Consider the following 4,720-nt stretch of genomic DNA (forward strand, 5'->3'; position numbering starts at 1 on the left):
GAGCAAATTATGGCATGATTAATGGTAATTTTGAATTAGATTTTAATGATGGAGAAATTCGCTACAAAACCAGCATAGATGTAGATGGAGATAAACTGAGTTTTGCCTTAATTAAAAATCTAGTTTATGCTAATGTCATCATGATGGATGAATACCTACCAGGAATTATAAATGTAATTGAAAGTGATATTTCTCCTGAGTTAGCTATTAATCCAATAGAACAAAATCAAGAAATTAATCAATCATCAGATGAAATTGAACAGTTACCATTAATTATAGCTGTTGATGAACAAAAAGAGGATATTAAAACCCAAAATAGAAACCCCTATATACTAGCAATATTAACACCAGAAGAAATTGCCCAATTTCATCACGCTTTACAAGTAATGCCTCCTTATCAACATAAACAAACTGATGCTATATTGGCAAAACTAAAAAAAGAACTTATTTCCAGATTAGGGGAATTAGGAGAAACAATATTTATTCAAGCAAATATCTTTTTCAAAGAAATAACAATATCCGCAAAAAATATTAAATTGATTCAAAGATATTCAGGAATAGCGGGAAGAATACAGTCACTCTTAGAAAAATTACAGAATTTGAGCCAAAAGGATGACGAACTACCTATAAATGCTCCTGATTTAAAAGCAATTTCCGATTTAAAAACATTATTTAATAGTGTTGAACAACGGTTACAAGAATTACCAAGTGATGCACTAATTGGTAATAAAGAAGTAGAATTATTGGTAGAAATTGAAGACTTGAGAGCAAATTTAGTTCGCAGAGAGAAGTTGTTATAAGTAATATTAGTAAATCAATGGTGATGGATAGGATTACAGATTTTGTAACTGATAAATGCCATTATAGATTCAGTAACAGCGGCTTCCCTGTCCGTAGACATCGCTAGTGAAGCAGTAGGACAAGCAACTGAAGCCATAGAAAATGCCCAGGGATATATTTAATAAATTGAAAGAAATTAGCTTCCTCCAGACTCCGAGAAATACTGATGCAAAGATAGATTTTCGGGCGATCGCTACCATCACCGCAAGCATCACATTGCAGTTATACATAGTAATAAAATAGTCGAACTAGAATAAAAAAAGCAGATTTTTGCCCATTCTCAAGATTTCTTACACCTTTACGAGCAAGAGTTTAGTTAAAATAATTTTCATAACAGAATACCCAAATTATTGCTAAACTATGGCAAAATAAGAACAATATCCTGAAAAAACTGTGGGTGTAATCATGCAGAGTCGAACTACAAAAACCAGCCAAAATAATACCTCTGCACCACAGTCAAACCCCTTCCAAACCAGGCCATTTGAAAGCGATACCCTCAAAAAATCACAACCACCAAGTACAGACATAGACCTAGAAACAGAAAACGAACCAGGGAAATCCTATGGACTGGACTTGAAAAATGTTCCCACTATTCCCACCCGAACCACCAACCCAACCAAATATACAACCTAAATTAGGTATATGGCAACCCAACGATAAATATGAACAAGAAGCAGAAAACGTTGCCACAGAAGTAGTTAATAAAATCCACACACCACCCTCTACATCAACAATAGATCACCCTATTCAAACACAAAGAAAAAGAAATCCCACCCATCAAACATTTGATAGAGAAGTAGTAGGAATAAGTGTAAAGAGAAAAGTAAGTACACCTACATTTCAAAAAAATCAAAATCTCCCTGATATAGGACAACAGAATATTCAAACAAAAAGAAATCCTACTCATCAAACATTCGATAGAGAAGTAGTAGGGATGAGGGTAGATAGAAGAGTAAATAAACCCACATTTCAAGAAAATCAAAATCTTCCTGATATAGGACAACAGAATATTCAACGCGAATCAGAAAATACGCAAACATCAAATAATCACAATATAGAAGATAGTATTCAAAGTAAAAAAGGCAGTGGACAAGAAATAGCGGCTGATGTCAGAGAGCCTATGGAACAGGCATTTGGGGCTGATTTTAGTAGTGTGAGAGTGCATACAGATAGCAAATCAGATCAACTAAATCAATCATTGAATGCTAAGGCATTTGCCACAGGACAAGATGTATTTTTTAGACAGGGAGCGTATAATCCTACAAGTAGAGATGGGCAACATTTATTAGCTCATGAATTGACTCATGTAGTGCAGCAAAATGGGAATACAGTTCAACCAAAATCATTAACTAAAATTGCTCGGAAAGAAAATAAAATTGAATCCAAGATTGCCGAAAATCCTCCAGAACAAAAAGAAGAAGATAATGAATCACAGGTAGAAAAATCAACTTCACAAACATCATCCACTTTAGATGAAAATACCGCCAAAACCTCTCAAACAGTAACAGCAAAGTCAAATAAAGCCAGTTCTGAAAATGTAGCAACTGCCAAAGGAAGTAATGAAACTGTTGAAAATGCGGATACCCCAGTAGGTGAACAAGAAAAAGCCAGTACCACAACAGAACCCAGCAAACAACTAGCGGCTGCTGGTGCAACAGACACCACCAACAACTCCAGTAATAACCAAACCACAAGCATCAGTGGATCTGCCAGTACAGCTATAGCAGGAGGTGGAGCAAAAGCTCCCGCTTCAGCAGAACAAGATCCTGATTTTCAAGCAGTAGTAGGTAAATCTCAGACAGTAGCTGGACAACATAAGCAACATGATCCAGCCCAGTCCAAATCTCAACAAGCCCAAGCCGCAGCCCAACCTCCTAGCAATGAAGTAGAAAGTAAAGCCCAAGGTAATCATGTTGGCGACATGGGGCAAACAGAAACCCCACCATTTGATGCAGCCGGTTTCAAAGCCAAATTGATGGAGCGCATTGCGGAAATGGCTCCTAAAACATTGGAAGAAGCTGATGACTTTAAGAAAAACAATAAACTTGATTCCATGAAAGGGGAATTAAGTGGAACAGTCAAAGAAGAACAGAAAAACTCCCAAGGTTCACTAGAAGAAAAAACCAAAGAACCACCAAGCACTAATGGTATAGAAGCCAAACAAGTCACACCACTACCACCACCAGAACCAGGAACAGCACCATCAAATATTGGCGCAGATAAAGCAGCACCTAAACCAAAAACACAAAGTGAAGTAGAAGCACCACTACAACAAGACAGTAAAAAACTTGACCAACAAATGGCGGAAGCCAAAGTAACAGATGAGCAATTAGCAAATTCCAACGAACCAGAATTTCAAGGTGCATTAGCCAGCAAAAAACAAGCCCAAACCAGCGCAGAAAAAGCAGGTCCAGAATATCGTCAACAAGAGCAAAACTTAATAACTACAGCCAAAGCTACGGCTGAATCTACAGCACAACAGCATTTACAACAAATGCAAACTGTGAAAACACAAAATTTAACTCAGGTATCAAGTGAGCAAATAGGAACAAAAGGCAAAGATGAAGAAGCAAGAACGAAAATAGCAGGTGATATTAATAAAATCTATGAAGCTACGAAAACAAAAGTAGAACAAACACTTAGTGGACTAGATAGTAAAGTACAACAAGCCTTTGATACAGGAGCAGCAAACGCCAAGAAAACCTTTGAGGATTACGTTGGTAAGCGCATGGACGATTATAAAAATGATCGCTATGGCGGCATTTTAGGACCAGGGAAATGGTTGTGGGACAAATTGTTTGGTATGCCCAGTGAAGTTAACGCCTTCTATCAAGAAGGAAGACAACTGTACATCAACCAGATGGATGGTGTAATTAATAATGTCGTAAGTATTGTCAGTCAAGGATTAACCCAAGCGAAAGCAGAAATCGCTAATGGAAAACAAGAAATACAGCAATATGTCCAAAAACTCCCCCAAGAATTACAAGCAGTTGGACAAGAAGCCGCAACAGAGATTCAAGGCAAATTTGATGAATTACAACAGAATGTTGACGATAAACAAGGCGAATTAATTGAGAGTCTCGCCCAAAAATATCAAGAAAATTTGCAAGCGATAGATGCCCGCATTGAAGAAATGAAGGAGGCAAATAAAGGTTTTATTCAAAAAGCTTTCGACTTCATCGTGGGAGTCATCAAGACGATTATTGAGCTAACCCAAATGCTCTTGCAAGTGCTAGCGCGAGTTGCTGGCGTAATTGGGCAAATCCTCAAAGACCCGATTGGTTTCTTGACTAATTTGATTCAGGCGGTGAAGCAAGGCTTCCTCAACTTCATGAAGAATATCGGGAAGCACCTCCAGCAAGGATTAATTGGCTGGCTGACAGGCACAATGGCAGAAGCTGGTATTCAAATGCCAGAAAACTTAGACATCAAAGGGATCTTTAGCCTAGCAATGCAGATTTTGGGCTTCACCTATGAAGCAATTCGCGCCCAAGCCGTGAAAAAATTGGGTGAAGAAAAGGTCAGTCGGTTGGAACAAACTGTTGATGTATTTCAAGTCTTAGCCAGTGAGGGAGTGGCGGGGATATGGGACTTTGTCCAAGAGAAAATGGATTCCCAAACATTTAATCCATCAGGAAAACTCACCGAAGCTGATATTAAAGCCAACGATTTGACAATTCGGAATATTCGTCTTTGGGATCAAGAACCATTATTAAAAACCAACAGACAACTACAACAAATTCGCCCTTATTATAAATTTCCTGATGCTGATGTTGATAGATATCAAATAAAAAATAGCCTGACACAAGACACAACAGAAAAACAACAAGTCCTAATTGCCGCCAGAGAATTAAATTATCCAGATGTCCCTCTCCAAGCA

General features: G+C 37.8%; 2 protein-coding genes and 2 pseudogenes. All 4 read left to right on the forward strand.

Features of this window, described 5'->3' with window-relative positions:
- Nucleotides 1-800, forward strand: an 800-nt coding sequence (locus tag FJR38_RS27745) for a YbjN domain-containing protein (RefSeq protein WP_217360014.1), incomplete at its 5' end; no start/stop codon positions are given.
- Between the two features lie 445 nt (nt 801-1,245).
- Nucleotides 1,246-1,473 (forward strand): hypothetical protein, encoded by a 228-nt coding sequence (locus FJR38_RS12225; RefSeq protein ID WP_168537311.1) that lies wholly within the window; start codon nt 1,246-1,248, stop codon nt 1,471-1,473.
- 301 nt (nt 1,474-1,774) lie between these two features.
- Nucleotides 1,775-2,152, forward strand: a pseudogene (locus FJR38_RS29010) (DUF4157 domain-containing protein); the annotation flags it as partial.
- 2,280 nt (nt 2,153-4,432) lie between these two features.
- Nucleotides 4,433-4,720: pseudogene (locus FJR38_RS28480) on the forward strand (UPF0182 family protein); the annotation flags it as partial.

Source organism: Anabaena sp. UHCC 0253 (assembly GCF_009712085.1).
Lineage (GTDB): Bacteria > Cyanobacteriota > Cyanobacteriia > Cyanobacteriales > Nostocaceae > Dolichospermum.

Bases quoted from the DNA above. Each gene is read 5' to 3' on its own strand.
- FJR38_RS12225 (WP_168537311.1), top strand. From the start codon at position 1,246: ATGCAGAGTCGAACTACAAAAACCAGCCAAAATAATACCTCTGCACCA.